Source organism: Paraburkholderia sp. DHOC27, assembly GCF_003429005.1.
Lineage (GTDB): Bacteria > Pseudomonadota > Gammaproteobacteria > Burkholderiales > Burkholderiaceae > Paraburkholderia.
In genome coordinates, this window is sequence record NZ_QVQV01000001.1 from 1,376,993 (window position 1) to 1,402,645 (window position 25,653).

The following is a 25,653-nucleotide window of genomic DNA, read 5'->3' on the forward strand; positions in this document are numbered from 1 at the left end:
GTCTGGAAAATACCGGGCGCATCGCCTACGCTTAAGCGAGCCAGTCTTTTGGGACCCTAATCTTCTATCGTCCCTCGATGCGCGGCCGGCTTGTTCCGGCGAAGCAATCAACCGTTTGAAAATCACCTGCTTTTGTAGTCTGAAGGGTTGTGCCACCGTGCATTGCCACGCGGCCCGTTGCGTGGATGCTCACTGTAATCCAGCGTTGATGTTGTTGAACAATAACAAACCAAGGAGACAGTCATGCCCACTTTCCGCCTTCCCCTAGCTGTCGGTCTAGCGGTGCTCGCCATCGCGTCAGGTCTGCCTGCCGCGTATGGCGCGGACGAAGTACAAAACAGTTCGACCACGACCAACTCACCCGTACCTTCCACGCTGCAGCCGGTGAGCCAGGAGCAACTCGACCACGCCGCCACCACGTCGAGCGACTGGCTGCTTTCCAACGGTTCCTACGCGCAAACGCGCTACTACCGTGGCGCGCAGATCAACAAAACCAACGTGGCGAAACTGCGGCCGGCTTTCATCTTCCAGACAGCGGTCAACGAGTCGATGGAAACGGCGCCCATCGTGTCGAATGGTGTGATGTTCATTACCACCTCGTTTAACCACGTGTATGCAATCGACGCGGTGACGGGCAAGGAATTCTGGCACTACAAGCACAAGCTGGGGTCGGTCACGACCTTCTGTTGCGGGCCTAACAATCGCGGCGTCGCGATTGACGGTGACCGGCTCTATATGGGCACGCTCGACGCCAAGCTGGTAGCGCTCGATGCCAAAACCGGCGCCGTGGTGTGGCAAACGCAGATCGCCGATCCCGACGAGGGTTACTCGGAAACGATGGCGCCGACGGTGGTCGACGGCAAGGTGCTGATCGGCACCAACGGCGGCGAATATGGCATTCGCGGCTTCCTCAAGGCGTTCGATGCCAACTCCGGACAGTTGCTGTGGACCTTCTATACGATTCCGGATTCGGGCCAGGAAGGCGTATGGGCGACCAAGGACGCGACCGGCCGCGACGAGAAGCGCGACATCGAAGCGGAGAAAAAGCAGCTGGCCGACAAGGGCGGCGACTTCTACAAGACGCTCGGCGGTGGCGTGTGGATGGCGCCCGCTGTGGATCGGCAAACGCATACCGTGTACTTCGTGGTCGGCAATCCGTCGCCGGACCTGTATGGCGCGATTCGTCCGGGAGACAACCTCTATACGGATTCGCTCGTTGCGATCGATCTGGACACCGGCAAATACAAATGGCACTACCAGTACGTGCCGCATGACGTGTGGGATCTGGACGCCGTGAGCCCGCCGATGCTGATCGACGTGCGTGACGAAAACGGCAAGATGATCCCCGGCGTGGTGCATGCGGGCAAAACCGGCCATGTGTACGTGCATGATCGCGCGACCGGCCGGCTGATCCGTTACTCGGAAGCGATGATTCCGCAGGAAAACATGTGGACCCTGCCGACTGCCGAAGGTGCACGGATGCTGCCTGGCGCGAACGGCGGCGTGGAATGGTCGCCGATGGCGTTCGATCCGCACACACGTCTCGTGTATGCGGCCAATCTGCATCAGCCGATGACGTATCAGGTTGAAGAAGCCTCGTATCCGGGCGGCAGCAAGCTGTGGCTGGGTGGTGCGTTCAAGACGATTGCGAGCGAACAGCAGTGGGGCAAGCTGTCCGCGGTGAACGTGGACACCGGCAAGGTGACGTGGGACTACAAGACCGATCAGCCGCTGATTGGCGGCGTGCTGGCAACCGCGGGCGGACTGGTCTTCAACGGCGAAGGCAACGGCCTGTTCCGCGCCTTCGATTCCGCCACCGGCAAGAAGCTCTGGGAATTCCAGTGCGGCGCCGGCGTGAATGCGCCAGCAGTGTCGTACATGGTGCACGGCAAGCAGTACGTCGCGGTCGCGGCGGGCGGCAACACGCAACTCGACTTCAAGCGCGGCAACACGGTGCTTGTGTTCGCGTTGCCATGATGGGGCGAAAGCTGCGGGCAGCAGCGAATTCGACACGCCGCGCATGGATCGCATTGCTATGGGGCAGCTTCGCCGTTGCGTGGCTGCCGTCGACCGCGCACGCCGACGCCGAAGCAGGCAAGGCGAAAGCGCAGGTATGCGTGGCCTGTCACGGACCGATGGGCAATTCGACCAGCGGTGACTATCCGATCCTCGCGGGTCAAAGCGCACGCTACATCTACCTGGAGTTGAAGGACTTCAAGGAAGGACGGCGCAGCGACCCGCGCATGTCGCCGATGGCGGCCAATCTGTCGAAGGAGGACATGCAGGATCTCGCCGATTACTTCGCCGCGCAGACGCTGGTGTCGGTGCCGAACAAGTCGGACGCTGCCAGTATCGAAGCGGGGCGCAAGAAAGCCGCCGAGGTGCTGTGCACGATGTGTCATCTGGGCGGCTTTGCCGGGCAGAACGAGATTCCGCGCGTGTCCGGCCAGCAGTATCCGTACATCGTCAAGCAGTTGCAGGATTTCCGCTCGCACACGCGGACCAACGATGCCGGCAACATGACCAGCGTGACGCGCAATCTGACCGACGACGACATTCGGAATCTGGCGGCCTACATCAATAATCTGCAATAGCGGGGAGGGGACAGCATGCAACAGAAGTGGATTCGGAGTGCGGCGGTGCTCGTATTGCTGGTGGGCGCGATGGGCGCGGGATTGCCCGCGCGCGCGCAGGAGGCGGGCGACATCAACCGGCAACTGCTGGCCGCTGCGAAGGACGGCGACCAGACGTCGGCGCTCGCGGCACTGCAACGCGGCGCCGCCGTGGATGCGATGAACCGCATTGGCGATACCGGGCTGATCATGGCGTGCAAGAAAGGTGATCTCGCGATGGCGCGCACGTTGATCGAGCACGGCGCGAATGTCCAGCATGCCGATGCGCCAGGCGTGACGCCGTTGATGGCTGCCGCGTACGGTGGCTCGGATGAAATCGTCGCGCTGCTGCTGGCGCATGGTGCGGACCTGCTTGCCACGGATCGCATTGGCAAGACGGCGATGGAATACGCGGCCGGGCAGGGGCAGACGAAGGTGGTGAGCCGGTTGCTCGATGCCGGCGTGGACGTCAACCGCACCTACAAGAACGAGCTCACCGCACTGATGTGGGCAGCGGGATACGACCGCGCGGATACGGCCCGTCTGCTGATCGCCCGAGGTGCTGATCGGGCATTGAAGGACAACCGCGGCATGACGGCGAAAGACATCGCAGTGCAGACGAAATCGGAGCAGGTAGCGCGGTTGTTGTCGGAGGGGTGAGGCGCGTTAAAAAGTGCTTGCAACTGGGGCGCGCAATTGTAATAATTACTTCCGTAGCGGCGTAGCGATTTAAATATGCCCGGGTTGCCTGCGACAAATCTGCGCGCGCAATCGTAAGCGTACTAGGCTCAGTACGTCAGGTCCGGGTATCGCAGAATTTTTGAATAGCCTCCCTTGCGGGAGGCTATTTTTTTGTGATCAGCGATGGCAGCAACAATCTATCTCGACGAAAGCGGCTGTCTTGGCTGGCGGCTGGATCAACCTTATCTGCGCGGCGGATCGAGCCGGTTTTTCACGCTTGCCGCCGCGATCATTCCGGACGGCAATGAGCCTATCCTGAATCGTGTGGTCCGCGGCATGTACAAAAGACGTGGGCGAAGCACATCCAACGAACTGAAATCGGTGGCGTTGAAGAGCGGTGAGCGCGAGCGATTTGCCAATGCGCTCGGCGAGATTCGCCGGCGGCATACGGATATCCAGTTCGCGACCATCACGGTGCGCAAAGAAAATGTCGGAATCGCGTTTAGACGGCATCCTAATGGTCTGTACAACTACATGGTGAAATGCCTGTTGATCGACATCATGGCGCAGCAGGACAGTGTGTCCTTCATCCCTGATGCACGTTCGATCAAGACCGAGCTAAGGCATTCACTCCATGAGTATCTCGTCACAGAGCTTGCTTCGCTGGGAGACACTTTTTTACAGACTACGCCGTGGGAAAGCAAAGATTGTCTGCCGCTCCAGTTTGTCGACATTCTTGCGGGCATTGTGTGGTCACACTACGAGTTCGGCAACGGTGCGGCTTATCGTGCTGCGAACCCTCACATCGTCCAGCGCCGGCTGTTTTTCGGCGATCTCCACTAGACACTCATATCAACCTCGCGCAAACACCACGAAGCCATTAGCCGGCAGTGTGATCTCCGCTGATGCGGGCATATCGTTCCACGGCACGTCGGATTGCGCATCGACCTGACCACCGTTGCCGGCCACCTGCGCATTCGGAAAGCCATCGTAGAAGTCGCTGTTGAAAATCTCGCGCCATGTGCCGCCGGAAGGGAATCCCACCCGGTAGCCATAGCGGTTGAATTCCTGCAGATTGGCGACCAGCAGCACGTCACCACCCACACCGTCAATCCAGCGCTGCAAGGCGATCACGCGGTCCAGCGCATTCACCACCCACACGTTGAGCGCGTCGCCGCGCAATGCCGCCCAGTCGTTGCGCAGATGCACGAGATCACGGCAGAACGCGAGGTAATCGCTCATCACGTGATCCGTCGCGAGGCCATCCCACCAGATCAACAGATTCGCGTGAAAGTTGATGTCGTCGCTCCACTGCTTGTCTTCGAAGATTTCTTCGCCCATGAAAAGCTGTGGAATTCCCGGCGCGCAGAACATCAAACCGAGTGCCCAACGGGCACGGCTGCGGGCAAACCACGAACGGTGGTCATTGGGATCCGCGAGCGCCGCGATGCGCAGGTCGCGGCCGGCGAACACCACGTCGTGATCTTCCAGCATGTTGACCGCGCGCCAGCCCGCATCGAAACCCGGCGGGATGGTCAGGCATTGCGCGAGCGCATTCATATCGACAAACGCATCGCGGCCGCCGGTTGCCTCGACGAGCGCGCTGCGAATGCCGAGCCGCAAGCGGTCGGACCAGGCGGCATCGAAACCGAGACCGTTGGGCGTCGCGCGGATCGCCGCAGCGCGATCGTCGCCCCAGTACTCGGCAATCTGCACGGCCTGAGGCTGTTCGGCACGCAATGTATCGGCGAGGTTCTGGCAGAGCTGGCCGCCGCCGTGCGTGTCTATGACCGTCACTTCGTCGTAGCGCACGCCGTCCACGCGATACTCTTCGATGCACTGCTTGGCGTTGTCGATCAGAAAACCGCGCACGTCCTCGTTCCAGTACGCAAACACACTGCCGCCCGCCCAGCTCTGGTCGGTGAAATAGGTGCTGCGGTTGTCGTCGCCGGTCGGCTGACGGTCGATGAACTTCAGGCACTGGTCATTGAATCCCGGCCCCGCATGATTGAACACGAGATCGAGCAGCACGCTAATGCCGCTCAGATGCAGTATGTCGATCACGCACTTCAATTGATTGGGCCCCGGCAGCAGGTCGTTGATCGTCACCGGCTGCTGGCCGCGCGCGGCCAGCAGCGTGTTGGCCTTGATCAGGTAGCGGGCGAGTTCCTGATGGTCGTTGACCTGATAGTCGATTTCGGGCGAGTACAGATCCGTGCCGTTGTAGCCGAGGCTGGTCTCGCTCGGATACTCCTGCATGGGCATCAACTGCACGCCGTTGATGCCCAGCGCGCAAAAGTAGTCCACGCGGTCGAGCAGATCGAGAAACTTGCCAATGGAGCGGCGTTTGTCCTGACCGCTCGCATCGACCGCATAGAAAGTGCCAATATGCAGTTGGTACAGCACCAGATCGTTGAACGGCGGCGGGCGGAAATTGTTGCAGCGCCAGGGGTAGGCCTGCGGATCGCGTACGATGCAATCGCAAGCGGGATAAGCGGGCTGCGTGCCGAGTTCACGCGCACGTGGATCACGCTTCAATCCGGTACTGCCGGTGCCGACCACCCAGTAGCGAAACGGCGTGTCCTCGCCCGCATCGGGTAGAAAGCCGCTCCACGTGCCGTCGCCGAGCGGGAACAGGGTATCGGTCGCGGCCGGTAGAAAGCCGGGCTGCTGCGCGTTCTGCAGGTTGAGACCCGTTAGCACGTAGACGTGTTGCGCGGCTGGCGCCCACACCCGGAAGGTCACGCCACCCGGCACGATGGTGGCACCCATCCTGACATTGCCTTGGGTTTGGCTCGTTGGCATGGCATTTCCTTGCGCTAGTCGTAGCCGCCAAACGTGAACAGGAACAGATCCTCGTCCGAGGGATTGATCAGCGAATGCAGATTGCCGCCCTTCAGCAGCGCGAGACTGCCCGAGCGCAGCGTGCGCACTTCGAAGCAGCGTTCACGGTTTGGCATCTTCGCCCAATCTCCGATCACCATCAGCCCGGCGCGATCGCCGATGGTCATGAAAATTTCCAGGTTGTCGCGGTGCCGGTGCAGGCCGATCGCGGAGTTGGGACGGATGATGTGCAGGTCCGCGTAATCCACCGCCATGAACGGTTCGAAACGGCCGTCCGGCCCCTTGTTGCCGAACGCATCGAAGCTCCATGACGGCAGGGTGCGGGCGAGTTCGCGCATGTTCGAATACTGGGCATAGTTCGACAGCAGGTTGCGGTACTCGAGCGCGCCTGGGCCACCATGCGCGTTAGGGCTGGTGCCGACGCTGAGGAAGTTTTCCCAGCCGCGCAGGATCATGTTGAACTCGTACTGGTAATTCGCGCCGTCCAGCGAATCCCACACGCTGCCCGAGGCGTCGGCCCACGCCACTTCGATGTGCAGCGGCAGGACCGGGTGCAGCGCGTCGGTTGGCGCCACGTCGAGCGCGCTCCCTACCTTGCTGCCGTCGAGGCCCTCGCGCGTGAAGTCGCCCTTCGCCTGCACGAGGCTCGGATTGGCGACCAGCGCGCCGCGATCGAAGGCGGCCTGGCCGCGTGCATCGAGCGCGGCGCGCAGATCCACGGGCGAGCCCGGCCAGCTCCAGAACTCGATCGCATAGCGGCCCGACTCGGCGTCGTAGGGCACGCTCGCAAGTCCCGGCAATGCCACGTTGCCGACCTTCATCCACAGGCGGATAGCGGGTCCGAGCGAACCGTTCATGCGTGCGCTAAGCACGGTATCGGGGCCGGCCGCATACGAAATGCGAATGAAGGAACCGGTCCAGTCTCCCACGGACACCTTGCCGCGAATCAGATGCGTGTCGCCTGCGGTGAACGACTGCACATTCTGCTTCTGGAAATCGCACTTGTTGTCCTGCGCGCGGGGATCGAGCACGTTGCTGTCCGGCGCGCTGGGACCATACAGATGAATCGAGCGGATCGAAAACAGATATTGCAGCTCGTCGAAGTGATAGCACTCGCGCGCCGCGGCCAGCACGGCGTTTTCGATCATGCCGAGCACGCGGACCACAGGATTGTCATGGCTGTAGTCAGGCGTCGTGTTCGGGCGAACCGGGATCACTTCTTCGTGCAGGATTTCCATCGCGTCGGTCTCTTGAATCAGGCGCTGTGGTAGAGGAAAGCAACGAATTTCAGGTCTTCCGTGCTGTCGGGCGGGTTGCGAATGCCGTGCATGCCGCCGCTTTTCGTATAGATGATGCTGCCGGGCTGCACGGGCAATTCCTTGAATTGCTGCGTGCCCAGACCGAATACCTCGCGTGGCACGGTCTTGTACTTCGTTTCGTCCTTCTCGTCGCCCAGTTCGGGGTCGTCGCCCACGCGCAGATAGGCGATTCCTTTGCCCTGCACGATGTAGTAAAGCTCTTCCGAGCCGACATGCTGATGATTCCCTTCGACCTTGCCAGGCGGAATGGTCACCTCGTGGAAGAAAATCATCGAGCCGCCCAGTTCGCGCTGAAACAGCCAGCGCATCTGGATGATGTTGGTATCGGATGCATCCGGATTCGTGTAGACGCCGTTTTGCCCGAGCATCATCGCGTTGCGATACAACACGGGTGTCACGGCGCTTGCCTGCTTGAACCAGCCGCGCTGGAAATCGAGCAGGTAGTTCATGTCGCTCACGGTGTTCTCGTTGGCGCTCGGCACGTTGGGAAGTACAGGTTGCTGGTGCGTGCGGCCGAAGTCGTTGTCCCAGGCAAGGTCGTCTTTCTCGATCAGATTGCCGAACGCGAATTGCCGCGACTCCTCGCGAAACGCCAGTTCTACCTTCACGATCGAATCGACGTCGTTGATCAACGGCAGAAACTGCGTCATGCGCGTGATCTCGTTACCGCGTCCCATCAGCGCGAGTACCGATGCATCGTGACGGGCGCTGTCCGGCGGTTCGAGGCGGTCCCAGATCTCTGCCTGAAACGCGTTGACCCATTCGTCGTAGTGCAGCGTCAGCGGATGTGCGTCGTCCGTTTGCGCTGAGTTGCCGGCCTTGTCGGTCAGTTTCAGCCACGCCGCGCAGCGGCAGCGCAGGAAGCGGTTGCGCACACGCATGGCCTCGGTGAGCCGCGAGCCGCGGTACTCGATGCGCACGAAGTTCGCGTAGAACGCGCCGTCGAGAAACACGCTGCCCTTCAGGCACATCACTTCGTAATAGCTGCGCACGTCCTTCACGTTGTAACGGTAGCGCGGACTGCGCGTGGCGTTCAGATACGCCTGGTGATAAATGCGGTCCGGAAAGAACAGAATGCCGAAAATCTGGTTCGAGGGATCAGTGCTCAGTGCTTCGAGTCGTGGGTCCATGGCGCTACAGTCTCCCAAGCAGAATGTCGGCGACGCGAAAAGCGTTGGCCTCGATGGTCAAGGTCGGATTGGCGCCGCCCGAGGTCGGCATGAACGAGCCGTCGGTGACATACAGATTGTCGAAGCCCCACGCGCGGCAGTCGGGGTCGAGTACCGAATCGGTGCTGTCGAGCCCGAAGCGCGCGCCGCCCAGAATGTGATTCGCGCAGCGGGCCAGTTCGTCCTTGCCGTACACCTCGCCCGCGCTGAGCGCGTTCTCAATGCCGCCTTTCGACAGCACGTCATAGCATTGCTTGCTCAGTCGCTCCATCAAGGCGTGATCGTGCGGGTGCCAGTCCTTGATGATGTAGGCAACGGCGCGCCCCCATTTATCCCGCACGGTGGGATGCAATTCGATGCGATTGATTTTCTGCGGCACCTGGTTGGCCATGAACGTGAGCGACAGGCCGCGGCCAAAACTGTCGTCGAGAAATTCATGCATGGCCTGACCGCAGATATTGGTCGCCTGGTTGAAGCCGTCCCACAGCGTATCCAGATCGTGACTGTCCACATTGCGCGCCAGTGCGAGCGGCAACGCGCGGTCGGAGGTGTTGTTATAGATCACGGCGCCCGCCCACAATTTTTCAGCGGCGAGAAATTCGTCTCTATGACAGTAGTCCGAAGCAAAATCGCTGTCGAGCGACTGCGATTTATCGAAGCGCGACGGTTTCGACACCAGCCCCGACGCGCCACCAAAACAGTGCGTGAGGAAATAGGCACCAAGCATGCCGTTGTTGTCCTGATTGATATGTGGCGCAAAGCCCGTTTTATCCTGCTCCGCGGAGAGCTTCAGCAGGCGCACGCTTTCAATCGCCGAGCACGCCACTACCACCACACGTCCTGACACGCTGTGTTCGACACCATCCGGGTCGAGAAAGTGCACCGCACTGACGCGCGAGCCTTCCGACTGCAGATGCGTGACCGTGCAGTTAGGCAACAAGGTGAAGTTGTCGCGCTCGTGAATGGGGCTCAGCAGCGACACCCAGGTGCTCGACTTGAAACCCATCGGGTCGCCGTAGCGGTTTACGTACGAGGTCCTCGCAAGATCGCCGTTTTGCGGCCCCTGGCGGCCGCTCGGTGCGTGATCCTGGGTGATGACCGCGAGCGGGGTGCGGTAGTACTTCATTGCTAGCGCGTCCATGCCGGTCTTGACGTGCTCGCTGATCGGGTTGTATTGCAACGGCGGCTGATAGTGGTTGCCGCTCGTGAACGGTTTGAGCTGATTGACCGTTTCGCCGTTGATGCCAACCAGTTCCTCGGCGCGCGCGTAGTACGGTTCCAGCGTCTCATACGTGATGGGCCAGTCGCGTGCGGCGCGGCGCACTTCCTCGTTGGGGTCGTCGAGCAGCGCCGCACCTTCGCGGTTGTTCCATTGCGCAAGCGTCAGATCGCGAGGCGTGTAGCGCAGCGACACGCCGCCGTACAGTTGCGTGCCGCCGCCCACCACCTGCGCGGTATAGCCTTCAATGGTTGCGGCGTCGATCGGCTTGCCCTGATCGTCGCTGCGCCTGTACACATGCGGTTCGTCGTTCAGGTCAGGTTCGACATGACTGGAGTAATAGGAGGCGCCGTGATTGTCGACGTCCAGACGCAAGATCTTTTCCGCGCCATCGGAGATCAGTTCGTCGCGCTTGAAGCCGCTGACGCGTCCCTCTACCTGATACTGCGGCATGATCAGCGGACCTTTTTCCAGCATCAGCACGCGCTTGCCGGCCAGCACCAGTTGATGCGCGATGGGCGAGCCTCCCGCGCCGCTGCCGATAATCACGATGTCGTAGAGCTCGTCCATGCGTCGGGGTCCCGGAACAGTCAACCGAAATACTCGAGGTTATCGCCAAGCGGCCGTTCAATGGCCTCGCGCCAGTGAAAGCAGTTTTCGCCGCGCGTGCCGTCGGGTTTGGCCTGATCGCGAAAAGTGTCCTCCAGATAGGCCCAGCCTGCGCCGCCTACGTTGCCGCCGTATTTCGGATGCGAGAACGCGCCGCAAAAGGTGTGTCGGCGCAGCAGCTGCAGAAAGAAGCGGGGATTCTGATAGGCCGAAGTGTCCCAGTCGGGCACAATGCCTGCCGACATCTGTGCGTATAACTGCTGGTAGCCGTCCGAGCCGACCTGCGACGGCGCGAGCGACGGGTAGCGTTTTCTGAGCACCGCATCGATCTGCGCAAGACAGATCTTGTAGTCGACCAGCCGATGATGCTCCTCGCGCGCGAGAATGTTGTCGATGAAATTGACGGCGCCCACAGGCTGTTCGAGCCGATACGCGCTCTGCCGCGTCGCGTTGTCGGCGTTGTAGTAATAGTTGTCCATGAATTTCTGCGCGGCGCCTTCGGTGAAGGGCAGAATTTCATTGGTGAGGCGCGCGAGAATGGAAATCTCCCAGCCTTCGAGGCTCACCGGCACGGCACAGTAGTTGGTGAAAAAGCGTGACCATTGCGCGCCGGTGTCGAGCAGCACGCGTTGTGGATTGATCGGGTCCAGCACGGGTTGACCGTCCACCATGAACTTGTAGAGGTACGAACGGCCGCTTGGCACGCGCACGGTCGCGGCACGATAGAACGTGCGGCGCTTGTCGAACATCACGGGTTCGAGCAGCGTCGAATCCCACAGGTTGTCGAAATTCCCGACCACAGTCACATGCCGTTCGTCGTCGCGATCCGCGGCGCGCCATACAAAGGTCACCTGATTGAGCGCATGTTGCGCAGCCGTGACGTCAGTAAGGCGCGTACTTTCGATAATCGGAAAACGCCATGCTTCGCTAAATCCCGACGACGTGCTCCCACGCGAAAGATACTTCGCGGTGAAGTTCAGGACGTGGGTGTGATCCAGCGGGTCTGCTTGCAATTCGCACCTCCACCTGCACAGTGAAGTGAGTCAACTGCATGGACGATTGGGTGATTTACACCGGCTGGACTAACGGACTCAATAAAACAGGCAGCGTATTGCGTGGATCATCGTGGCCTCGATGCCGCAACACGCGGGTACAACACATAAACGAAACACGCGGCCGCAATTTAAAGCCACAGCTTAATCTAGATGACGATTGCCTCAATATCAAGGAGCAACGCGGTTCTCCGGCGCATGCGGTGCAAATGCGGCTGACGGGAACGCGGCCAATGCGCTGTCGATCGCGCCCAGTGCCGAACCGAATTGCGCGTCGGCGATATCCTGCCGCACACGTTGCAGACGCTGCGTGGCCATGAGCCGATCCTGACCCACGGCAAGCTCGCGCAGTGCGCGGGCACGTTCGATCAGCAGCATCGCCCACGGGAATGGCTCGTCATGCGTGAACGTTTCCAGCGACGCGCAGTAGCGCAGCACGCTGTCCCATTCGGCTGCGTCGATACAGGCTTCGATCGCACTCACGTGGAAACGCAAAACGGAGCGCGCCAGACAGGGATGCACCAGTAGCGCTTCGCCGTCGTGCAAGGCGCGCGCGCGTTCGATGGGGTCGGTGGCCGCGCGCGCCATCATTCCATAGGTGGCCGCGCCGGCGAATCCCATGCCGGTTTCGCGGGCGAGGGTAAGGGCCGCGTCGAGTTCGAGTCGCGCTTCCTGACGGCGCCCCTGCCGTAGCCGTAGATCCGCCAGCGAGAGCCGCAGCGACGATTCGAAACGGCGCGCGCCCGAGCGTCGCGCCAGCGCAATGCCGTCGACACACGCGGGTTCGGCCTCATCGAACTGGCCCGCGTCGATCAGCACGGTGGCCAGCGTCATCAATGCGAATACCTGGGCTGGCACCAGACCCACGCGCTGTGCGTCGAGCCACGCGCGCCGCACTTCGGATGATGCATCGCCGAGTTGCGCGTCGTAGCGCAGGCAGTGGCCGAGCATGCAGCGGTTGGGAATTTCCAGCGCAATGCGTTCCTGCTGCGTACACAGTGCCACGCAACGGCGAAACGATTCGAGCGCCTGGCGCAGATGGCCCAGTTCCAGTTGCGCGTCGCCGAGACCGCTCAAGGCGCGGACTTCGCATTCTGCGTCGCCGCTCAGTTTGGCGTGTTGCAGCGCGAGCGTGTGTTCGACCTCGCAGGCGGGCGCGTCGCCGCGTGCGTAGTACATGTTGCCGCGCGTGTTGTGGATCTGCGAGCACTCCACGTCCAGTTCGAGCCGGTCGGCGATGGCCTGCGCTTCAGCCAGCGCGTCGATGGCTTCGGTAAAGTTGCCTGTCACACGGCAGCCCGCGGCGACGCCCATCTGCGCATGGCAACGTTGCAGGTCGCTGGCGGCGAGATCGAGCGCGGTGCGATAGGTGTCGATCGAATCCGCAGAACGGCCTGCTTCGCGCAGCAGTTCGGCAAACAACAAGGTCAGCTCGCATTTCACACCGGGTTCTGCGGCGAGCGTGATGCCGCGTTGCACGAGCAGCATGGCCGCGTCGATGCGAAAGCGCCGCGTTTCGAAGCGCGCGGCTGAGAGATACGCCGCGGCGGCATCGGGATCGTTGGCGCGATCCAGGTGTTCGGCGCGCAGCACGGGATCGCTGTCGCCCACCCATTGCGCCACCTGCCTGTGCAGCACGCTGCGGCGGCTCTTGAGAATCGACGCGTAAATGGCTTCCTGAATCAGCGCGTGGGTGAACTGGAACGCCTCGCCGTCCGGACGGATCAGGTCCGCCGTGGTGAGCACGTCGCAGTGATCCTCCGGCTCGCCGGTGAGGGTGCGCAACGCGTTGGCCGCGAAACGCTTGCCCAGCACCGATGCAGCCTGCAGCGCCATGCGCTGGGGCGGTGCGAGCCGGTCCATGCGTTCGAGCACGAGGCTCTGCACGGTGGGCGGGACGGCCGTCAGTTCGCACGCCTGAGGCGAACGCAGCAACTGTTCGAGGAACAGGGGATTGCCGTCGGCCCGCGCGACGCATTGCTGGGCGATCTCCACTTCGATATCCGTCCACGTGTCAGCCAGCGCGGCGGCTTCGTGTGGCCGCAGCGGGCCCAGATCGAGCGTCATCAACTCGACCGGCGGTGGCGCGTTTAGCGCGGCACGCCACGCGGCGTCGAGCGGGTCGTCTTCCACGCGCGAGGTCATCAGCAGGATGAGCGGTGTGTCCGCCACGCTGCGCGCGATGGCCTGTAACTGCCGCAAAAATTCGGCCGAGGCCCAGTGCACGTCTTCCACCGTCAACAGCATGGGACGGATTCGGGCGACCCGCCGCAGCACGGCGACGAGCGCCTCCGTTTCACGGCGGGAGCGGGTGGCGTTGTCGATGGCGTTGTAGACGGCAATCTCCGCCGCCGACAGGCTCAGCTCCAGCAGCGACGCGAGAAACAGGCCCTCCTGGCCGACGATTACGCCCCGCTCGTGTGCCTGGCGCAACGCGAGACGACAGGCCGCCTCGTCATCCGGCACAACGCCGAGCGCGGTTTTGAGCAAGGCCGGCACGGCGCCTTTGCCTCGCGCCACGCCGAAGTCCAGCACCTGCGCGATCGGCACGGCGAAGCCTTCCGCGGCGGCGCGCTCGCGCACTTCGGTGACGAGGCGCGATTTGCCGATGCCGGCCTGGCCGCGAATCAGGATGGTGACGCCGCTGCCGCTCTGCGACAGCGCAGCGAGCGCCGCGACGATCCGCGCGAATTCCGCCTGACGTCCGACGAACGGCGACAAGGCACGCGCGGCGGGCCGCAGACTGCGTACCCGCCACACCTGCACGGGCGAGGGCAGGCCTTTGACGTCGTGCGCGCCGTGCGCGTCGACCTCGATCAGCGTCGATGCCGAGCGGTACAGGTCATCCGAAATCAGCGTTTCGCCCGCTGTGGCCAGGCTTTGCAGACGCGCCGCGAGATTGACCGTGTCGCCGGTGATCGAGTAGTGGGCACCACTCTCGGCGCTGTCGCCGCCAATCACACCCGCCACGACTTCGCCGCGCGCCACGCCGACGTGCAGGCGCAACGGTTGCGCATGACAGTCCGGCACCTCCGCCGCGGCCTCGTGCATGTCGAGCGCGGCCCGCAACGCCCGCTCAGGGTCGTTGCCATGCGCCACCGGCGCGCCGAACACGGCCATCACCGCGTCGCCGATGCGGTCGAACACCTGCCCGCCGTAGCGCGCGACCACCGTTTCCATCGTCGTATAGAAGCGCCGCAGCATGTCCCGAACCTGTTCGGGATCGCTGCGCGCACACAGCGCGGTGAAGCCGGAAATGTCCACGAACAGCACGGTGACCTGGCGGCGGTCCTCGAACACGGGCGCGGCCTGCCGTGTCGTATGGACGCCACGGACTTCAGGTTCGGCGTGCTTCAGGTGCTCAGCGTCCAGCGCCGCAGCGGAGGGCGGCGTGGGGCCGGGCGCGGGCGTGCCATCATCCGCGAGCGGCTGACTCGTGAGACCCGCACCGCATTCTTCGCAAAACTTGGCGGTTGCCGGGCACTCGTGATGACACAAGGCACATTTCATGTTTCGGGCTCGCTGTCGGGCTCGGACGATGAACTCGCGTAGCGAAGCGGCGGGGTTATGAAAGGGAGGACGTTGCCTCAGTGCCGTCATTCTCTACGCAACGAGCCGGCGCCCTGCACTCAGGAGTGGGGCCGGATCGCTCTCGTAATATGTTTACGATAGCGCTAAACACGGCTTCGTGTTGCATTACGATTTAATTGGCGTTCCTTAAGTGTGATGTATAACGAATAGCGTTGCGTCAGCGGACAGCCGCGAAATCCGGCCCGAGGCACCTACCCCAATCGTCGTACGAAACGCGCGCCGTGAGTGCCTGCGTATCCAACATTGCGAAACAAGTGAGGCCCATGCTGATTATTTTCGTCGCGCCGCCGGGATTGTTTCGTGAAGGCGTTGCGCGTCTGCTCGGTGAACTGGAGGCGCACACCGAAGTGAAATGCTTCGACTACGGGACCGACGCGCCCGAAAGCGAAACGGGCGCGGACCTGCTCGTCATAGATGGCGATCAGCAGGGCGAATCGCTCGGTGCCGCGGGTGCGTTGCGTCGCGTCATGCCGCGCCTGCCCGTGCTCGCGCTGCTGACGAAGATCGATCAAGCGACGATCGACGCGTTCATCGCCGTGGGCGTGACAGGTTGCTTCGACAAGTCGGAACCGGCCAGCGCGCTCACCAGCGCGTTGCGGGTCGTGCAGGCGGGGGCGACCTATCTGCCGCCCGCGTTGCTCACCTTCACCAACACCATCGGTTCACCGTCCGCAGCGCATGGAGCCTCACGTCCTGCCAGCGGCACTGGCGCTGGCGCTGGCAACAACGCCTGTGTGCTCACGCCGCGCCAGATCGAAGTGCTGGCGCTGGCCGCGCGCGGAGAATCGAACAAGTCGATTGCGCGTCAGCTCAACATTGCGGAAGGCACCGTCAAGGTGCATCTGTATACCGTGTACAAGGCGCTGAAGGTGGGCAGCCGTGGTCAGGCAAGCATCGCGGCAGCACGGCTGGAAAAGGTGGGCGATGCGCAGCTTCATCATGCGCTCGATGCGCAACTCACCATCAGGCGTCTGCTTTCGCACTTGTCGCCGAGCCACTTTAGACGCGGTGATGTGTTGTTCCACAAGGACGCGCCGAGCGACGCGCTTTACTACATCATGCGCGGGACCATCGGCCTGCAGGAAATCGGTGTGGAAGTCGGGGCGGGCACGATACTCGGAGAGATTGGCCTGTTTTCGCCGGACCATCGCCGTACCTGTACGGCGCGTTGCAAGAGCGACTGCGAATTGCTGGTGGTCTCGGCGACCGACGCGATGCGGATGTATTACCAGGACCCCGAGTTTGCGACCTATCTGATCCGTCTCATCACGCGGCGGCTCGAGGCTGACAAATCGCGTACAAGGATGTAAGCGCGCTTTGTCGACACTGCCGCCGCCCGCCGCTGCATGAGCGAATTCAGTTGCCCTTGTAGAGTTCCTGGATGCGCGCGGCTTCACCATCCTGCTGCGAACGTACGAGCTCTTGATAGACTTCCGCGCGCGTTTTTCCATGCATCATGGCAGGACCGCCCGACATGGAAGTGGCCGCAACGTCCGGCCCTTCCGAAGTGACGGCGCCGGCCTGCGCGGTGGTGGTCGTGCCGGCGGGATTGTCTTGTGCATTGGCGTGCCAGACGCAGGCGCAGAGCAGTCCTCCAGCAACGAGTGAAATGGTTTTCATGCGGACCTCCTTTAGATCATCTTGACGCAACAGCAAGCTGCGAATTACAAAAAGCAAACGCGCGAACCGCGTCCACCAGGACGACCTGTCGCGCTGTCTTGCGATGTCGAGTGGGATCGCGAGGCAGGAGTGGAATGTTGAGCACGCGGCAGGATTAACCGAGTATGGTTTTCGTGCGCGCGCTTGCCTATATCACTTAGGTGATACTCAGCGGCAAGATGACTACGCGTGCAGCGATCATCAACGTCTGAATACAAAGTGCTGCACGCGGGATGATTTCGTTCAATGCACGCGCAAGCCGATCACGTCTTTCAGATAGCGTTCGAGCGCGCTCAGATGGGTGGGCTCGCCGCGCGCGGCAACGACCTGGTCAGGGCGTATCAACACCCAGCCGGCGTCGCTGAAACCGTAGCGCCGGCGCGCTTCGCCGGAAGGGTCGCTGGCGGCCGCGAGCGTCACGACCTGCACGGCGTCGTCGAACGGTGCAACCAGCGTTGCAGCGCGCGACGTGTCGTTGTCGGCAAACACGATCAAGGTGTGGCGCGCATCCAGCATCGGCCACAACGTACGCGTTTCTCCCTCTAACGTGTCGGTCCAGCGCAGATCGAGCGCGCGGGTGCCGGGCAAGCCACGCGTCTGATGCCCCGAGACGCCGGCGAGCGCGAGCAGGGGACCATCGTGATAGGTGATGTCGGTCTCCGCCATTTCGGTTCGCAAACGTTCCTGCAATGCAGGGACGTGGTCGAGCACGGAAACGGCGGCGTCGCGCGCGAGACGTGCAAATGGATGCGGCGCCATGCCCACATGCAGCAGCCGCGCCGCATTGTCGATTACGTGGCGCGCCACGGGGCGCCGTTCGGCTTCGTAGCTGTCGAGCAGCGTGGCAGCATCGCCGCGGCCTTGCAGCACGTATGCAAGCTTCCAGCCGAGATTGGCGGCGTCCTGGATGCCGGTGTTCATGCCCTGGCCACCGGCGGGACTGTGAATGTGCGCAGCGTCACCAGCCAGAAATACGCGGCCCACGCGATAACGCGTCGCGAGCCGTTCGTTGATGCCGAACGTCGAGAGCCAGCCAGGATCAGAGAGTGTTGCACCCGGCGGCCCGTGGCGCGTGATTTTCTGCTGCAGTTCGTCGAGGGTGGGTGGCTTGTCCTTGAGTGATGCCGCATCGTCGCCGACGCGCCGGGCGATGATGCGCCACACGTCATGTGCAAACGGAAACAGCGCGACTGTGCCGCCGTCGTGCCACCAGATATGAATGCTGTGCCGATCGAGTTCGGCGCCTTCGATGCGCACGTCACCGAGCAGGTACAGGTCGGTTTCGGTGTCGCCCTCGAAGTCGATGTTCAGTGCGTGCCGTACCGCGCTGCGTGCGCCGTCCGCGCCGATCAGCCAAGCCGCGGTGGCAGTCTCGCTTGCGCCGTTGGCATGCTTGAGCGTTACCGTGACGACGTCGCTCGTACCGTTGGCGTCGTTTAGCGCGGTGAGTTCGACGCCGCGCTCGATCACGCCACCCATCTCGAGGTAGCGCGCAGTGAGAATGGCTTCGGTCTGGGATTGCGGCAGCAACACGGGATTTGGATGAGCGCTGTCGATGCCGTCCTGCATGGAGATGCGTGCGAGCCGCCGCGCACCGTCACCGAACACCACGGCGTTCAACGCGGCCGCTTCCCGTTCGAACGCAGCGCCAACCCCAAGGCTGCTCAACACCTCGAGGCTTGCTGGCCACACGGCGAGCGCCTTCGAGAGATCCGCGGGTTTGTCCAGTTTGTCGATCACCCGCGCCGGGATGCCGTAACCGCGCAGTGTCAACGCCAGCGTCAAGCCGGTCGGCCCAGCGCCGACGATCAAAACGGGGGCGTGCTGATTCATGACTCACTCCTCGTAAAAGTGATGCGCGCCGGTGCGGCGGTGCACCACGGCCGCGCGGAATACTTCTAGCCTGGTCAGCATCGGCGCGGAACGCAAGCTCAAAGATGACGCGAGAGACATGCGACCAAACTATGGGATGCTGATTATCTTCCGGTTGCCGGACGACAATGAGTTCGCTAGTGTGGAGGCGTCTCGCCGGGCGGCCCGGTCCCACCCGATCCACGACAAACTGCGGAGGCCATCATGTCCACTGCTTCAGTGTCGCCGCAGGTGCGGCACTTTTCGATTCCGGCGTCGTCGTTTGGAATCGTCCTGGGAATGGCAGGCTTTAGCAATTGCTGGCGTTACGCGCATGTCGTGTGGGGCGTGGACGAGCGGATCGGCGACGCGTTGTTCGCGCTGACCGCTGTGTTGTGGCTGTTCCTGCTCGTCGGCTATGCAGCGAAGTGGTGGCGCGACCGCGACGACGCGCTCACCGAGTTCGCCCATCCCGTTCAATGCTGTTTCATCGGCCTCTTGCCGGTCTCCACGGTGCTGGTGGGTGCGTGGTTCGCCACGTGGAACGAGGCGCTGGGGACGATGCTCGTGATGCTGGGCGCCGCCGCGCAACTGGGCTTCTCGACCTACCGCTCTGGCGCGCTGTTACGCGGCGGCCGCAAGCTGGAAGATACGACCGCCGTGATGTATTTGCCGACCGTCGCCGGTAATTTCGTCTCCGCCATCGCACTGAGTTCGTTGGGCTACGTGGACGCCGCCAGGCTGTTTTTCGGCGCCGGGCTCTTTTCATGGTTCGCGCTGGAGTCGGTCATCATCAACCGGCTTTACACGGCCGAGCCGCTCGCGCCCGCAATCCGGCCGACGCTGGGCATTCAGCTTGCGCCGCCGGCGGTGGCGTCGATTGCCTATGTTTCGCTAACGCACAACAGCATCGACATGGTGTTTCTGGCGTTCTTCGGTTACGCTGCGCTGCAATTGCTTTTGCTGGTGCGTTTGCTGCCGTGGTTCATGGAGACGGGCTTTGCGCCTTCGTACTGGGCGTTCAGCTTCGGCGCGACGGCATTCGTGCTCGCCAGCATGCACGCCGCCAGCGTGCATGCGCATCCGCTGGTGGATGTGCTGGCATTGCCGCTCTTCGTGCTGCTCAACTTCGCGATCGCCGTTCTCTTTCTCGCGACGCTGCGGCTGCTCGTGCTCGGCAAGCTGTTCATGAAGTGACATGACGTGAGCGTTCGACGCGTCACCCTACACAAGATTCCATTCAACCGGCCCTTATGGATTTGCTTAGTCGTGTGCTGTCTCTCATCCCCGTCAGCGGCCGTCTGGACGTGCGCTGCCACTTCGGCGCGCCGTGGGAAATCGATCATGGCAAAGCCGCCGTGCGCGAGATTCCCTATCATGTGCTGCTATCCGGTCAGGCAGTGCTGGAATACGGCGGGGGTCCCACTGAGCAACTGAGAGCAGGGGACATCGTGCTCTTTCCGACGGGCAGCGCGCATCGGATTCACGATGGCAGCGGGCGATCGCCCGTGCCCGCAGCGGAACGGCGCGAGGTTGCGCTGATGGTCAAGGAGAACGAAGGGTCCGGGCCACGCGCCGATATTCTGTGCGGACGGTTTCTGATCGGCGCGGTGCCCGACCGGCTGTTGCGTGAGCATTTGCCGGGGCGTCTCGTCGTACGCAGCGCCCAGCCCGGCGATGCGGGCGCGAATGGGGCGAGCGGTGGTGGCGGCAACGGCGCTGACCACAGCAGCGCGGAAGACAGCCACGACAAAAGCGCGGACGCGCTCACCGGCACACGGCTGGCGCGGCTGGTTGGTTTGATGCGCGAAGAGTCCGTGGACGAAGGCCCCGGCAGTACCGCGCTGGTGAGCCATCTGTCCGCGGCGCTATTCGCCTTGACGTTGCGCTTCGCGAGCACCGGCACCGCGCCGCCGCACGGCTTGCTGGCGCTCGCCGCACGGCCACGCCTGCAGCCGGCGGTCTCCGCGATGTTCGACGCGCCGGAGAAACCGTGGACACTCGATCAACTCGCGGCGCTCTGCAACATGTCGCGTGCCACCTTCGTGCGCCAGTTCCAGGACGTGATTGGACGCTCCGCAACCGACATGCTCACCGACATTCGCATGACGCTGGCGGGTCACCAGCTCACCGAGTCGTCACTGGGCATTCCGGAAATCGGCGAGATGGTGGGCTATCAATCCAACGCGGCGTTTCAGCGCGTATTCAAGCGGCTGATCGGCGTGACGCCATCGCGGTATCGAAGCCTGGGCGGCAAGATCGATGCGCAGCAGGACGGCTAGGCAAGCCGTGCTGCTATTTCTTTAGCAAACCTGATGATTAGCTGGGTTGCGGCATCGGCATCAGCGAAATGCCGAAGCGCGGCGCGGCCTCACGCATGCGGGCGATGTCTTCGGGGCGCGGCGGGGTTGCTGTAATGGGACCTGTCTGGGCGTCGGCGCAATCGCCAACGAAGCCGTCGAAGCCGGCCGGTGTGCACACAACCAGGTAGCGCGACAGCACCTCGCCCGTGTTGGCGAGTCTGTGCGGCACGTTGCGCGGCACGAGCAGGGTGTCGCCGGCGTGCAGCTTTACCGTCTCGCCTTCGATCAGCACATCGAGCGTACCTTCGAGCATCGTGATCGTTTCTTCTTCGCGCGAGTGGGCATGCAGCGGCGTGCCCTTGCCGGGCGGACTAAACATCTCCATCATGCAGAACGTCTCACCGGTCTGCTGGCCGGACATCAACAGACGAACGCGGGTGCCCGCGAAGTTGTACTCAGGTGCATCGGTATTCAGTACGAACATGGTTTCCTCGAAGAGCAGGCTATGTGAGAGGCCACTATAGTGCGGCTGCCCTTCGGGAAAAATAACGCTCATGTCGTTTGACTGACGACACAATATCGTGAATCGAACATGAAAAACCTCAACCAGTTCCTGAGTTTCGCCGCAGTGGCCAGGAACGGCAGCTTCGCCGCGGCTGCGCGCGAACTCGGCCTCGCGCCGTCGTCCGTGGCCAAGAGCGTGGCGCGGCTCGAAAGCGATCTGGGGACGCGGCTCTTCCATCGCACCACGCGTTCGCTGCGTCTCACGGAAGAAGGCGCGCGGCTGTTCGAGCGCTGCGCGTCGCTCCTCGAAGAAATCAACGCGCTGGAGACGCTCGTCACAGGCGGCGATGCGGGCCCGGCTGGCACGCTGCGTGTGGGCGCGCCAATCGGTTATGGCACGCGCAGGATCGTGCCGGTGCTTAGCCGCCTGCTGGCACAGCATCCCTCGCTCGACGTTGAAATGCGCCTGAGCGATGAACGCGTGAATCTCGTACAGGAGGGTCTGGATGCCGTGATCCGGATTGGCCACAACGAAGATTCAGCGTTGGTGGCGCGGCAATTCGATCAACAGCATCTGATGCTATGCGCGACGCCGCAGTACATCAAACGTCATGGCAAGTTACGCACGGTCACCGATATCGAGGCGCATCCCGTCATCGCCTTTCGCATGCCCACCTCGGGCCGCGCGCGTCCGTTGGAACTGGTGGAGAACGGCGAGCCGGTTCAACTGCGGCCGCCCGCGCGTTTCTCGAGCAGCCACGGCGATGCCATGGTCGAAGCCGTGCTGGCGGGAACGGGTATCGCGCAGGTGCTCGAGCACATGGTGGAGCATCACATTCGCGAGGGACGTCTCATCGAATTGCTGCCCGCCTGCCGGCCTGCGCCGTTACCGGTGAACGTGCTGGTGCCCGGCACGCGCATGATGCCGGCGCGCGTGCGTGCCTTGATCGATGAACTGGCGGCGCAAGGCAGCCGTTAACGTGCGCTTGCGCCGCGCCGCTCCACGCGGCAGCGAACCCTACGACCGGTCGCGATTGCGCGTGCGGGTCGCGCCCGTGATGATGGCGAGGCCGAGCATGATCACGGCGACGATTTCGATGGTGTGCTGCGAGACGTGCATGGCGACGAGCGCCCAGCAGACGCCGCCAATCAGAATGATCCATCCAACTAGATAGATGACCAGGGTCATTGTTTTCTCCTTTATGGTCGACTTCGGCGACGGGTTGCCTGCGATACGACGCTTCATCCCGGTGCCGCCGTCGGGCCAGCGGTCTGGCGCGAGTGAACAGCCGGTTTCTGTTCAAGCAGAATTCGCGCCTGGACAGCGTGGCGGATATAAAGGCATGCCACTCGCGGCATAGAAGCAGGCTGAAGCGGCGTGAACCAGGCGAAGTCACGCGTGACATGCTTTTCGCCAGCGGAACGCGTGCGTTACTGTTTGCCGGGTAGTGGCAATTTCTTCCATGTGTACGCGCGCACCTAACGATATGAACAACGCTTCGTTGGCAGTGCGCAGGCGGGGCGCTAGGATGGCCCGCTGTGCCATGCAAGGCGGCTTGCGCCACTACTCCGATGCCATCGCCTGTTCTGAAAGCCGTCGCTGTTTCCCGCTCCTTCGGTGCCACCACGGCTCTCGCCAGCTTCGATCTCTCCATTGAACGCGGCGAAGTGGTCGCGTTGATGGGCGCCAACGGCGCGGGCAAGTCTACCTTCGTGAAGATCCTGAGCGGCGTCTATGCGCCCGACGGCGGCTCGCTGACATTCTGCGGCGAGCCTTACCGGCCTGCTTCGACGCAGGCCGCGAAGCAGCTCGGTGTCGCGACGGTCCATCAGTCCGTCGCGGACGCGGTTGTACCCACGCTTTCGATTGCCGACAATCTGCTGCTCGACCGTTTGTGCGACCCCGCATCGTCATGGCGCGTGTCGCCGGCGGCGCGTCTGGCAGCCGCCCGGCCCCTCGCGCAGAAAGTCGGCCTCGAGGTGGATCTGGCCGCGCCGCTCGGTTCGCTGTCGCTCGCCAACCAGCAACTCGTGACGCTCGCGCGCGCGCTCGCCACGCTTCCCAAACTGCTGATCCTCGACGAACCCACGGCGAGTCTGTCGGCGCCCGAAGCGGAACGTCTGTTCGCGCTGCTCGACCGGTTGCGCGAGGAGGGCGTGGCGATCCTGCTGGTGTCGCATCGGCTCGGCGATTTGCGCCGTATCGCGGATCGCGTGACGATCGTGCGCGATGGCCGCCTCGTGGCCGATCTGAAGCCGCCCATCGACTTCGATCACGCCATCGAAACGATGATCGGGCGGCCCCTGCCGAAGCAGCGCAAGCCGTTGCCAACATGGTCTTCAGGAGATTTAGCGGAAGCGGCGTCGCAGGCACCGTATTTCAGCCTGCGCGACCTGCAACTCACACCCGCGAGCATGCCGTTCGATCTGGACGTGCGGCGCGGCGAGATCGTCGCTATCGCCGGTCCGGTGGGTGGCGGCAAATCGCGCCTCGCGCGCGCGATCTTCGGGGCGACGCAGGCCGTCAGCGGAGCCATGACGCTGGACGGCCGGCCCTGGCGCCCGCGCTCGCCGGCAGACGCGATCCGTGCCGGCGTGTTCCTCGCGGGAGAGGACCGCTGGCGGACCTCGCTCTTTCCCGACAGCGTGCCGTTCGCTTCCATTGCCGGCACGCTCAGCTTTCCTTTTTTGCCGCGCTGGTTCGCAGGCGGCACGGTGCGCCGCCGCGAGGAGCATGAAGCCGCGCGTGATGCGATTGCGCGCTTTGGCATCCGTTGCACGGATCCGGCTGACCGGCTCACGCGTCTGTCTGGCGGCAATCAGCAGAAAGTGGTGCTGGCGCGCTGGCATGCGGAGCGCGCGCGTCTGCTGCTGCTCGATGAGCCGTTTCAGGGTGTCGACGCCGGCGCGCGTGCGGATATCGTGGATACCTTGCGGCGTCATGCGCCTGAACGCGCCACCCTGGTGTTCGTCAGCGACCTCGAGGAAGCCTTCGAGATCGCGGACCGCGTGATTCATTTCGATCGGGCCACGCTCAATGGTTCGTCCCTTTCCCCTCACACTCTTCTCGCATCGTGATGAAATCCGGCACACCTTCCATCGCTCCCGACGTAGCCGCGAGCCAGCATCCACGGGTCACTTCACGCCGGGTGCGCGAGCATCTCGAACGCACGGGGATCGTCGTCGTGCTGGCGGTGCTCGTCGCCGTGTTCGCCATCAAGGAACCCGCGTTTCTCAACGTCGACAATCTCTTCAGCATTCTGCAGGCGGTTTCGATTGTCGCGCTGCTCGGGATCGGCGTGACCATCACACTGGCAGCGGGCGGCTTCGATCTTTCGGTGGGCAGCGTGGCGGCGACGGCCCAGATGGCCGCGAGCTATGTGCTGGTCGTCTGGCACGGCAGCGCGCTGGCGGCAGTGGCCGCTTGCGTTACGCTCGGCGTGGCGGCAGGACTATTCAACGGACTCCTGATCACCCGCCTGCGGGTACCCGATCAGCTTGCCACGCTCGGCACCCTGTTCCTGCTCGCAGGTCTGCAACTGATTCCCACCGGAGGCCGCTCGCTCGCCACCGGCACGATCATGCCGGACGGCACGGAAGCGAGCGGCATCTTTCCCGATGCGTTTCTTGCGCTCGGCCGTTTGCGTCTGTTCGACGTCGTGCCGTTGCCGGTCGTGCTGCTCGCCGTCTTGACGGCGCTGGCATGGTTCGTAATGGAAACGACCCGCTGGGGACGTGTGATTTACGCCATTGGCGGCAACGAGACTGCGGCGCGGCTGGCGGGCGCGCCCACTGCGCGCTACCGGATCGCCGCATACGTCGCCTCAGCGACGCTCGCCTCGCTCGGTGGCGTGCTGATCGCAGCGCGCGTGGGACGCGGCGATGTCAGCGCGGGTCATTCGCTGCTGCTCGATGCGGTGGCGGCTTCGCTGGTGGGCTACGCAGTGTGGGGCGTCAAACGGCCCAACGTATTCGGCACGGTGGTGGGAGCGGTGTTCGTCGGCGTGCTGCTCAACGGTCTGACGATGCTGAATGCGCCGTACTACATGCAGGATTTCATCAAAGGCGTGCTGCTGGTGCTGGCGCTGGCTTTCACGTTCAGTGTGGGCGGCCGTGGTGAGGTGCGAAACTGATTTTCTGAAATCGTTTTGCCATCCGAAGGAATATGGATTGCCGAATCGGTCAGTTTGTCCGGGCGTGCGCCGCTGATAAATTGACTCATCGAAAATCGAACTGGAGA

Annotated in this window: 20 protein-coding genes; 10 read left to right on the forward strand and 10 right to left on the reverse strand. The window is 62.9% G+C overall.

The window, feature by feature from the left end; all coding sequences use genetic code 11:
- The first annotated feature begins 243 nt into the window (after positions 1-243).
- The 4 genes from D0B32_RS06075 to D0B32_RS06090 all read left to right on the forward strand — a co-directional run bounded on the left by D0B32_RS06075 (position 244) and on the right by D0B32_RS06090 (position 4,136).
- Positions 244-1,977, forward strand: a complete 1,734-nt coding sequence (locus D0B32_RS06075; protein ID WP_117332737.1) for a PQQ-dependent dehydrogenase, methanol/ethanol family — start codon at positions 244-246, stop codon at positions 1,975-1,977.
- On the forward strand, positions 1,974-2,594 hold the full coding sequence (locus D0B32_RS06080; protein ID WP_117332739.1) for a cytochrome c: 621 nt from the start codon (positions 1,974-1,976) through the stop codon (positions 2,592-2,594). The genes D0B32_RS06075 and D0B32_RS06080 overlap by 4 nt, the downstream gene beginning before the upstream one ends.
- 15 nt (positions 2,595-2,609) lie before the next feature.
- Positions 2,610-3,272 (forward strand): ankyrin repeat domain-containing protein, encoded by a 663-nt coding sequence (locus D0B32_RS06085; RefSeq protein WP_117332741.1) that lies wholly within the window; start codon positions 2,610-2,612, stop codon positions 3,270-3,272.
- A 204-nt stretch (positions 3,273-3,476) separates the two neighbouring features.
- Entirely contained in the window at positions 3,477-4,136 is a 660-nt protein-coding gene (locus D0B32_RS06090) for a DUF3800 domain-containing protein (RefSeq protein ID WP_117332743.1), read from the forward strand.
- Between the two features lie 9 nt (positions 4,137-4,145).
- On the opposite strand, the gene D0B32_RS06095 is transcribed toward D0B32_RS06090, so the two are convergent.
- The 6 genes from D0B32_RS06095 to D0B32_RS06120 all read right to left on the reverse strand — a co-directional run bounded on the left by D0B32_RS06095 (position 4,146) and on the right by D0B32_RS06120 (position 15,015).
- Positions 4,146-6,098 carry an alpha amylase C-terminal domain-containing protein gene (locus D0B32_RS06095; protein ID WP_117332744.1) on the reverse strand — a complete coding sequence of 651 codons (1,953 nt, stop codon included), beginning with the start codon at positions 6,096-6,098 and terminating at the stop codon, positions 4,146-4,148.
- A 14-nt stretch (positions 6,099-6,112) separates the two neighbouring features.
- Positions 6,113-7,375 (reverse strand): cupin domain-containing protein, encoded by a 1,263-nt coding sequence (locus D0B32_RS06100; protein ID WP_117332746.1) that lies wholly within the window; start codon positions 7,373-7,375, stop codon positions 6,113-6,115.
- A gap of 17 nt (positions 7,376-7,392) precedes the next feature.
- Positions 7,393-8,586 carry a cupin domain-containing protein gene (locus D0B32_RS06105; RefSeq protein WP_117332748.1) on the reverse strand — a complete coding sequence of 398 codons (1,194 nt, stop codon included), beginning with the start codon at positions 8,584-8,586 and terminating at the stop codon, positions 7,393-7,395.
- Between the two features lie 4 nt (positions 8,587-8,590).
- On the reverse strand, positions 8,591-10,414 hold the full coding sequence (locus D0B32_RS06110) for a GMC oxidoreductase (RefSeq protein WP_117332750.1): 1,824 nt from the start codon (positions 10,412-10,414) through the stop codon (positions 8,591-8,593).
- Between the two features lie 20 nt (positions 10,415-10,434).
- The gene (locus D0B32_RS06115) at positions 10,435-11,466 is read right to left on the reverse strand and encodes a gluconate 2-dehydrogenase subunit 3 family protein (protein WP_117332752.1); all 1,032 of its coding nucleotides are present in this window, start codon (positions 11,464-11,466) and stop codon (positions 10,435-10,437) included.
- 210 nt (positions 11,467-11,676) lie between these two features.
- Positions 11,677-15,015 carry an adenylate/guanylate cyclase domain-containing protein gene (locus D0B32_RS06120; protein ID WP_181969726.1) on the reverse strand — a complete coding sequence of 1,113 codons (3,339 nt, stop codon included), beginning with the start codon at positions 15,013-15,015 and terminating at the stop codon, positions 11,677-11,679.
- Positions 15,016-15,359: 344 nt separating this feature from the next.
- Between D0B32_RS06120 and D0B32_RS06125 the strand changes: the two genes are divergently transcribed.
- The gene (locus tag D0B32_RS06125) at positions 15,360-16,406 is read left to right on the forward strand and encodes a LuxR C-terminal-related transcriptional regulator (RefSeq protein WP_117332756.1); all 1,047 of its coding nucleotides are present in this window, start codon (positions 15,360-15,362) and stop codon (positions 16,404-16,406) included.
- A gap of 46 nt (positions 16,407-16,452) precedes the next feature.
- Here the strand turns inward: D0B32_RS06125 and D0B32_RS06130 are convergent, their stop codons facing one another.
- Both D0B32_RS06130 and D0B32_RS06135 read right to left on the reverse strand, forming a co-directional pair.
- The gene (locus D0B32_RS06130) at positions 16,453-16,716 is read right to left on the reverse strand and encodes a hypothetical protein (RefSeq protein WP_117332758.1); all 264 of its coding nucleotides are present in this window, start codon (positions 16,714-16,716) and stop codon (positions 16,453-16,455) included.
- Positions 16,717-16,998: 282 nt separating this feature from the next.
- Entirely contained in the window at positions 16,999-18,588 is a 1,590-nt protein-coding gene (locus D0B32_RS06135) for an FAD-dependent monooxygenase (protein WP_117332759.1), read from the reverse strand.
- A 243-nt stretch (positions 18,589-18,831) separates the two neighbouring features.
- On the opposite strand from D0B32_RS06135, the gene tehA reads away from it, so the two are divergent.
- Positions 18,832-19,803, forward strand: a complete 972-nt coding sequence (gene tehA, locus D0B32_RS06140) for a dicarboxylate transporter/tellurite-resistance protein TehA (RefSeq protein WP_117332761.1) — start codon at positions 18,832-18,834, stop codon at positions 19,801-19,803.
- Positions 19,804-19,859: 56 nt separating this feature from the next.
- Positions 19,860-20,888, forward strand: coding sequence for an AraC family transcriptional regulator (locus tag D0B32_RS06145; RefSeq protein WP_117332763.1), 1,029 nt, complete (start codon positions 19,860-19,862; stop codon positions 20,886-20,888).
- 37 nt (positions 20,889-20,925) lie between these two features.
- Here the strand turns inward: D0B32_RS06145 and D0B32_RS06150 are convergent, their stop codons facing one another.
- Positions 20,926-21,393, reverse strand: a complete 468-nt coding sequence (locus tag D0B32_RS06150; RefSeq protein ID WP_181969727.1) for a cupin domain-containing protein — start codon at positions 21,391-21,393, stop codon at positions 20,926-20,928.
- A gap of 108 nt (positions 21,394-21,501) precedes the next feature.
- On the opposite strand from D0B32_RS06150, the gene D0B32_RS06155 reads away from it, so the two are divergent.
- Positions 21,502-22,392, forward strand: a complete 891-nt coding sequence (locus tag D0B32_RS06155) for a LysR family transcriptional regulator (protein ID WP_117332767.1) — start codon at positions 21,502-21,504, stop codon at positions 22,390-22,392.
- A 39-nt stretch (positions 22,393-22,431) separates the two neighbouring features.
- Here the strand turns inward: D0B32_RS06155 and D0B32_RS32455 are convergent, their stop codons facing one another.
- Positions 22,432-22,602, reverse strand: a complete 171-nt coding sequence (locus tag D0B32_RS32455) for a hypothetical protein (RefSeq protein WP_181969728.1) — start codon at positions 22,600-22,602, stop codon at positions 22,432-22,434.
- 383 nt (positions 22,603-22,985) lie between these two features.
- On the opposite strand from D0B32_RS32455, the gene D0B32_RS06160 reads away from it, so the two are divergent.
- Both D0B32_RS06160 and D0B32_RS06165 read left to right on the forward strand, forming a co-directional pair.
- On the forward strand, positions 22,986-24,491 hold the full coding sequence (locus D0B32_RS06160) for a sugar ABC transporter ATP-binding protein (RefSeq protein WP_117332769.1): 1,506 nt from the start codon (positions 22,986-22,988) through the stop codon (positions 24,489-24,491).
- Positions 24,491-25,546, forward strand: coding sequence for an ABC transporter permease (locus D0B32_RS06165; RefSeq protein WP_117332771.1), 1,056 nt, complete (start codon positions 24,491-24,493; stop codon positions 25,544-25,546). Before D0B32_RS06160 ends, D0B32_RS06165 begins: the two co-directional genes overlap by 1 nt.
- Positions 25,547-25,653 lie beyond the last annotated feature (107 nt).

Coding starts and splice junctions, on each gene's coding strand:
- tehA (WP_117332761.1), top strand. CDS start 18,832: ATGTCCACTGCTTCAGTGTCGCCGCAGGTGCGGCACTTTTCGATTCCG.
- D0B32_RS06160 (WP_117332769.1), top strand. CDS start 22,986: ATGCCATCGCCTGTTCTGAAAGCCGTCGCTGTTTCCCGCTCCTTCGGT.
- D0B32_RS06100 (WP_117332746.1), bottom strand. CDS start 7,375: ATGGAAATCCTGCACGAAGAAGTGATCCCGGTTCGCCCGAACACGACG.
- D0B32_RS06105 (WP_117332748.1), bottom strand. CDS start 8,586: ATGGACCCACGACTCGAAGCACTGAGCACTGATCCCTCGAACCAGATT.
- D0B32_RS06145 (WP_117332763.1), top strand. CDS start 19,860: ATGGATTTGCTTAGTCGTGTGCTGTCTCTCATCCCCGTCAGCGGCCGT.
- D0B32_RS06130 (WP_117332758.1), bottom strand. CDS start 16,716: ATGAAAACCATTTCACTCGTTGCTGGAGGACTGCTCTGCGCCTGCGTC.
- D0B32_RS06085 (WP_117332741.1), top strand. CDS start 2,610: ATGCAACAGAAGTGGATTCGGAGTGCGGCGGTGCTCGTATTGCTGGTG.
- D0B32_RS06090 (WP_117332743.1), top strand. CDS start 3,477: ATGGCAGCAACAATCTATCTCGACGAAAGCGGCTGTCTTGGCTGGCGG.
- D0B32_RS06155 (WP_117332767.1), top strand. CDS start 21,502: ATGAAAAACCTCAACCAGTTCCTGAGTTTCGCCGCAGTGGCCAGGAAC.
- D0B32_RS06125 (WP_117332756.1), top strand. CDS start 15,360: ATGCTGATTATTTTCGTCGCGCCGCCGGGATTGTTTCGTGAAGGCGTT.
- D0B32_RS06095 (WP_117332744.1), bottom strand. CDS start 6,098: ATGCCAACGAGCCAAACCCAAGGCAATGTCAGGATGGGTGCCACCATC.
- D0B32_RS32455 (WP_181969728.1), bottom strand. CDS start 22,602: ATGACCCTGGTCATCTATCTAGTTGGATGGATCATTCTGATTGGCGGC.
- D0B32_RS06110 (WP_117332750.1), bottom strand. CDS start 10,414: ATGGACGAGCTCTACGACATCGTGATTATCGGCAGCGGCGCGGGAGGC.
- D0B32_RS06075 (WP_117332737.1), top strand. CDS start 244: ATGCCCACTTTCCGCCTTCCCCTAGCTGTCGGTCTAGCGGTGCTCGCC.
- D0B32_RS06135 (WP_117332759.1), bottom strand. CDS start 18,588: ATGAATCAGCACGCCCCCGTTTTGATCGTCGGCGCTGGGCCGACCGGC.
- D0B32_RS06165 (WP_117332771.1), top strand. CDS start 24,491: ATGAAATCCGGCACACCTTCCATCGCTCCCGACGTAGCCGCGAGCCAG.
- D0B32_RS06080 (WP_117332739.1), top strand. CDS start 1,974: ATGATGGGGCGAAAGCTGCGGGCAGCAGCGAATTCGACACGCCGCGCA.
- D0B32_RS06120 (WP_181969726.1), bottom strand. CDS start 15,015: ATGAAATGTGCCTTGTGTCATCACGAGTGCCCGGCAACCGCCAAGTTT.
- D0B32_RS06150 (WP_181969727.1), bottom strand. CDS start 21,393: ATGTTCGTACTGAATACCGATGCACCTGAGTACAACTTCGCGGGCACC.